The 7,059-nt window shown below is 38.8% G+C and carries 4 protein-coding genes; 1 reads left to right on the forward strand and 3 read right to left on the reverse strand.

The features are described from left to right. Positions 1-34: 34 nt before the first annotated feature. Positions 35-1,222, reverse strand: coding sequence for a glycine C-acetyltransferase (gene kbl, locus EZ444_RS26145; RefSeq protein ID WP_131612858.1), 1,188 nt, complete (start codon positions 1,220-1,222; stop codon positions 35-37). A gap of 69 nt (positions 1,223-1,291) precedes the next feature. Then, the gene (locus tag EZ444_RS26150; RefSeq protein WP_165503735.1) at positions 1,292-3,805 is read right to left on the reverse strand and encodes a DUF5686 and carboxypeptidase-like regulatory domain-containing protein; all 2,514 of its coding nucleotides are present in this window, start codon (positions 3,803-3,805) and stop codon (positions 1,292-1,294) included. Positions 3,806-4,155: 350 nt separating this feature from the next. Between EZ444_RS26150 and EZ444_RS26155 the strand changes: the two genes are divergently transcribed. Then, positions 4,156-6,603 carry a DUF5686 and carboxypeptidase regulatory-like domain-containing protein gene (locus EZ444_RS26155; protein ID WP_131612860.1) on the forward strand — a complete coding sequence of 816 codons (2,448 nt, stop codon included), beginning with the start codon at positions 4,156-4,158 and terminating at the stop codon, positions 6,601-6,603. Positions 6,604-6,864: 261 nt separating this feature from the next. On the opposite strand, the gene EZ444_RS27515 is transcribed toward EZ444_RS26155, so the two are convergent. After that, a partial coding sequence (locus EZ444_RS27515; RefSeq protein WP_205945352.1) for a hypothetical protein occupies positions 6,865-7,059 on the reverse strand: 195 nt, incomplete at its 5' end.

A 7,059-nucleotide genomic window follows, 5' to 3' on the forward strand; every position in this document is an offset into this window, starting at 1 on the left:
GTTCCAAGCAGGAAAATGAACCCGGTCTTACATTTTATATCACGCTTAGTGCTTTACCTACCTTCGTAAATGCGGCAATTGCTTTATCTAAATGGTGCATCTCATGCGCAGCAGACAGCTGAACGCGGATTCTGGCTTTACCTTGCCCAACTACAGGATAGTAAAAACCAATCACATAAATTCCTTCCTCTAACATCTTTGCCGCAAATTCTTGCGCCAATTTTGCGTCATATAACATCACAGGTACAATTGGGTGTACACCTGGTTTAATATCAAACCCTGCATCAGTCATTTTTTCACGGAAATACTTCGTATTTGCTTCCAGTTTATCTCTTAAATCAGTTGTTTCGCTCAACATATCCAATACGGCTACAGAAGCACCCGCAATGGCAGGAGCCAAAGTGTTAGAGAATAAATATGGACGAGACCGTTGACGTAACATATCGATAATTTCCTTTTTACCTGCAGTAAAACCACCCGATGCACCACCAAGAGCCTTACCTAAAGTACCAGTGATAATATCAACACGGTCCATTACATTAAAATGTTCATGGGTACCACGACCTGTTTTTCCGATAAACCCTGTACAGTGCGACTCATCGATCATCACCAAGGCTTCATATTTATCAGCAAGGTCACAGATCTGATCTAATGGAGCGATTACTCCATCCATAGAAAATGCACCATCCGTAACAATGATACGGTGTCTGCAATCTTTAGCTGCAATCAACTGACGTTCGAGGTCAGCCATATCTGCATTTTTATATCTAAAACGCTGAGCTTTACACAAACGAACGCCATCAATAATTGAAGCATGATTCAATTCGTCAGATATAATTGCATCCTGATCGTTAAATAAAGGTTCAAAAACACCTCCATTTGCATCAAATGCAGCAGCATATAAAATAGTATCTTCAGTACCTAAAAATTTAGAGATCTTTTCTTCCAGTTCTTTATGTACATCCTGGGTGCCACAAATAAAGCGAACAGACGACATTCCATAACCATATTTATCGATTGCTTTTTTAGCAGCATCAGTAACACGTGGATCAGAAGATAGGCCAAGGTAATTGTTTGCACAAAAGTTAACCACTTCCTGTCCTGTACTTACCTTTATATCTGCGCCCTGTGGCGTAACAATAATACGCTCACGTTTAAATAAACCATCTTTTTCTATTTGATCTAGTTCCTGCTTAAGAACTGGCTGTAATGTTTTATACATAATATATTCGTTATACCGCCAAAGTTATGCAATTCCGCCGTTTGGGTGGTAACCAAAAATCAGGTATGTCTAGAAATCGAGGTGTATCCTGGCTCTGATCCCCGATTTAGCCACTTGCGGATGATCCAGATAAGTGAAGCGTCTAACGTAGTCGATTCGCAGCAACTTGAAAATATTTGAAAGGCCTACACTCCCCTCCACATAAGGCGTTTTACCCAATGCAAATGAAGTCTGAACACCGTCCTTATCCGTAATAAACTTATAAAGATTAGGGTCGTTTTCTGGTCTGTTCTTTGCTGAAATCCCACCGTAAAGTACCTTCACAGAAAAGACCTCACGAAGTTGCAATTTTTTAATTAATGGAATTTTGTTTAAGACTAAGCCATTCAGAGAGTGATCAATATTGATATTGGCATATCTATCACTCATAAACTCCATAAAGTTCATCAAATTATAGGATTGAATCTGGTAAGAATAGGTTTGATTGGCCTTATGGATAGACAGGAGTGGAAAAGGAACTTTCCCCAATATCATTCCACCTTCAACAATCACATCTGAATAACCAAAAGGAGAAATATACACCCTTTTAAAGATATTCAAAGATAAATTCTGATAGGTATAATCTCCACCTAAGAATCCTTTAACCGCAGTCGAAGCCCTGAGCGTAAAAACAGGATATCCATTTTTTATAGGACGACGGAAGCGCTTTCCCTGGAAAAACTGCTCTTTAGGTGCCCATCTAAATTCGGAAGTAAATTCTGATACTTGAAGATTAGGCACTAATGGCGCACCCGAAGCCGGTTGAAAGAAGAGTCCACCCGCTGGAGTAAATTCCTGGTTTCGATAGCCAACACGATAAGAAAGATGGTTTTCCATTTCGCGAACATACTCTCCAGACCATTTCCTGGTGTATAATCGTTTATCATCAACCCCTCTTTTAAACGAAAGCAAAAAATTATCCTCTTCTATAAAACTAAAGTCCTGACCTGGAATCTGGGTTTCATAACTACTCTTTAGGGTAATTGAATTTAATGGAAACCTAAGTATACCTTCGGGCTTAAAGGAATAAATTACCCCAACAGCATGCTTCCACTCTTTGTCTTTGGTACCATAAGCAACTCCACCATCTATAAGCCATTTATCACTAAAATCCTCATTTGTACGTGCACTTAAGCGAAGTCTCGTTCCTTCAACGTTGTTAAAACTGTAAAAAGAGGTTACTGGCCCAATATCAATAGGCCCCTGCTTATTATACCCCGACATCACCAGAGTCGAAAGACTCATAAAGCGTTTAAACTTAGGAGACACTTTCAAGCTATCGATATTTTTATACGCATTTAGTTCTAAAGAAGATAAAGCCAATGGGCGATTAAAAGTATCTTCTTTTTTCTTCCTTGCCGAAAGCAATCTAGGTTTTGGAAAAACAACTCCTTTATTATTGCCTATTCTATAATCGAAAGTCGCTACTGTTCGTATCCCGTAAAGACTGTGCTTACCTTTAAACAGTCCCAAATCCATCGCGGTTGTGCTCTTAGAAATATAATATTGACCTTTTTTATCTCTTTGATATTCAACACTGGCTTGAAAATCGTTTACCCAATTGATGTTAATGGCTTTGTTCAGATAAAGCGTTACGCTACTTACCGCATAATTACCATCAAGTGGAATCAGCATTTCACCCATAAAAAGCTGATCCTGTTTACTTCTTGGACTGAAGGCAAGGCGTACCACATAAGGCTTTACATCTTTAATGGTATCTGCAATAAAGTACTTGTAAAATTCAGGGGCAAGCGACGAGATAGGGCTCAAAAAGCGCTGGCTACCGAGCGAAATATCATGATCATAGATATCCACATGTTGATAAATATGGTTTAGATATTCATCCACACCATCTTCATCAAACCCCTGGTCAACTCTTGATTGCTTTTCATCCAGCACCACAGATTTATCATCTACATGATCTTTGGTTTCCTGCAACATGGTTAAGCGCTCCCGCATAAATAAAGGAACTAATGCTCTTCCCGGGATTCGCAGTGTATCAGCTGTTTTAAGCAAAAATGGAAATTTGCGTAAAAAAGAAGATGTAGGAATCTCTGCTGCGCCCATATTTAAAGACATATTAAGTTTTTCGTACTGGTTAAAAACTACAGTACTATCCTGCTTATTTCGATTTTTGTCTCTATTGGCAATAACATTTCTAATCAACTCAACAGCTTCATTATTCTTATTGCGATACCTTGGTTTTTTAGCCCCAACAATACTCACACCATCAAGGTCATTACTAGCCTCTTCCAGTTCAATATTTACATACGGCGATTCTTTTGCAGACATTGTATAATGAAGCTTTTTATAGCCTATTGCAGAAAAAACAAGTCCTTTTATCGTTTTACTAACACGAATCTGAAAAAAACCTTCTTTATCAGAAACAGTCCCTCCAGTAATACCTGAAAATGAAATCGAAACCGCAGGGATAGGTTGCTTTGTATGCTTATCCTTAATCACACCTTTAATAGTTGTTTGTCCGAAAGATGGCAAAGAAAAGAAAAGTATCAGAAGGCCTGCGCTAGATAATAATTTACTCAAAGATTGCAAGGGAAAAAGGTGTAAAAGGTTAAAAGGAATGGCGTTGACGACAATACGACAAAAAATTATCAGGTGAGAAAACATAGAGTCTACGCAGTTGGGTCTTATTAGATAAGGTTCAAAGATAAGTACGATTTTTCATTTCTGCTGAAGAAGTATGATAAAATACAGATTTCAAGCCCAATATACCTATAAATAGGTAGCCTATAATCGACCAAATATTGCGTCTATATCTTAATTTCAACCTTTTTCCCTATCTTAATCCAAACTAAAAAAATTACCGGTTAACAAATTAAAACAATGCGCGCTCGTACGCGTTGTAAATTACAGTTATACTTGCCCACCTATTGATGAAGCAGATCCTCCTTACCATATCCCTTTTCCTTAGCTTACTGAACAGCTCCGCTCAGCAATTTAAACTCAGTGGCAGCATTCAAGATCCTGAAGGTAATCCTGTGTCTTTCGCTTCGGTATTTATTAAAAGTACAACAAAAGGGACTGCCGCTAATATCGATGGGCAATATGCCTTCAACATTGATCAGGGTACCCATATCGTTGTATACAAAGCTATTGGCTATAAACCCATAGAAAAAGAATTAACCATCAGCGCTAGCATTTCTCAAAATGTGGTACTTAGCCCTGAGGCTTTCAGCCTTTCGGGGGTTACCATCAGTTCAAATGCCGAAGATCCTGCTTATGAAATTATCAGGAAAGCAATAAAAGCGAGAAAGGAACACCTGAGCGAAGTAAAAGCCTATACAACAAACGTCTACATCAAAGGTGTGCAGAAGCTAGTTGGAGCTCCAAAAAAAATATTCGGAAAGGATATACAAAAGCTATTGGATTTAGACACGAATAGAAAAGGGATCCTATATCTTTCAGAATCCACGTCTACTTTTGCTTATAAATACCCCGATCAGATTCATGAGGAAATGATTTCTTCAAAAACCGCTGGTACAAATAAAACTTTTAGCTTCAACAAAGCTTCAGACCTGATCATCAATTTCTACGACAACATTCTACTGGAAACCAAATTAAGCACCCGTGGCTTTATATCTCCAATCGCCGACAATGCCCTACGCTATTATCATTACAAGTTATTAGGCGTAAGTATGGAAAATGGTACACTGATCAACAAAATCGAAGTCATTCCCCGTAGGGAACACGACCCTGTATTTAGAGGGGTTATATACATTAGAGAGGATAGCTGGCATCTGGTCAACGTCAATGTTTACCTCACACAAAACACTGGCATTAATCTACTAGACACCCTGAACATCTCCCAACAGTTTTTGAAAACGGGCAATACATATATGCCCACCAATACTAATTTTCAATTCAATGGGAACATATTAGGTTTTAAATTCGAAGGCTATTACATAGGAGTTTACAGCAACTACAACCTGCAGCCCAACTTCCCTAAACACTTTTTCAACGGTGAGATTCTGAATATCAATAAGGCCGTCAACAAAAAGGACTCTCTATTCTGGTTAAACAACCGTCCCATTCCTCTTACCGCAGAAGAAAGCAGAAATTACATTAGAAAAGACAGCATTGCTGCCATAAAAAACTCAAGTCATTACCTCGACTCTCTGGAAAAAGCTAACAACAGAATCGGCCCATTTTCACTCGTCGTATTCGGACACACCATAAACAAATATCGTAGAAAAGAGCACTATACTTTCGATCCACTTACCAACTCTCTATTTTATAACACTGTTGAGGGCTTAACGCTCAAACCCGCTGTTATTTACAAAAAAGATCTTGAAGATCAACGCAGTTACAGTATCCGAGCGGAAGCCAGGTATGGCTTTTCAAATAAAACCTTTACCGGAAACCTGACCGCTAGTTACCTTTACAACCCTTTGAAAAGAGCAGATATTAGCATAAGCGCAGGATCTGGCATATACGACCTTAACAATTATGGTTCTATGAGTCTGTATAGTAACTCCATCAACTCCTTGCTTTTTGAGACCAACTACTCCAAATTTTATAAAAAAGAATTTGCCAACATAGGAACAACAAGGGGGCTGGCCAATGGCCTGCTAATGCACCTTAGTGCCAATTACTCACGGAATACCAACCTCCAGAATAGTACTAATTACAAATTCGACGACTTTAAAGGAGAGCAGTTTACCTCTAACAATCCTTTTACGCCTGCTGTGGAGACACCATTGTTCCCTACCTACCAGGCATTAACTTTAAAAGCATCTCTAAATTATACCATCAAGCAGCAATACATTACCCATCCTGATGGTCGGATTTATCAGCCAGTCAAATACCCTACAATTGACCTTTCGTATAGAAAAGGTGTAAAAAACGCACTCAGTAGTGATGTTGATTATGATCTTGTTTCACTGGAAGTCATGCAAGAGAAAATTAAGTTCGGCCTATGGGGTTATTCATCAGTTACACTGGAAGCAGGAAAATTCCTAAATAACAATCAAATCTACTATCCCGAGGCCAAACATTTCAGGGGCAATAACGCCTTGTTCTCTTTACCAGAATTAAGAAAATTCCTATTCCTTGATTTTTACCTATTCAGTACCGATCGAGAATATATAGAGGCACATTTGGAGCATAACTTTGCCGGCATGTTTAGCAACAAGGTTCCATTCCTCCGTAAACTAAAACTGGAAGAAGTAGTTGGTGCCAACTATTTAAGCCAGCCGCTCAAAAAAGATTACTCGGAGTTCTACTTTGGGGTTCAGCGTTTAATATTTAGAGCCGTTTACGGCTTTGCCTTCAATGGCCGCACCAGAATAGAGCATGGCTTCAGACTATCTTACGGTTTTTAGTCCAGGCCTTCGTCATGAACTTTGGACTAATGCGCTCGTCATCCTGAATTTATTTCAGGATCTCGCACCACCCATTCGAAAAAACATACTCATGAGGGGTCCTGAAATAAATTCAGGATGACGGGCGTACACAAAAAAGGGGACGTATCGCATGAGGGGGCACTGAAAAAGTTCCTCATTTATGAGCCAGCTTAAGGAACGATCAAGTAGAACATGTTTTTTACTTGATCGTTTTTTTTATTGAACAAAGTTGAGATTTCGTTATACTGATTTTTTGATCAATATATACCTGTCTTTTTCGAAGGATAAATAAGCATTTTGGTTGCAATTGACTGGATTTAACTCAGATTTATTGAATATTAGATCAGTTTTAGGATTCTTTTTAAGTTTACGGTAAAAATTGCCATAGCCCCCTGCATTTCCATATTCTGTATTCCATAGGAAGTCGCACGTCTG

Origin of the sequence: Pedobacter hiemivivus, assembly GCF_004331685.1 — a bacterium.
GTDB lineage: Bacteria > Bacteroidota > Bacteroidia > Sphingobacteriales > Sphingobacteriaceae > Pedobacter > Pedobacter hiemivivus.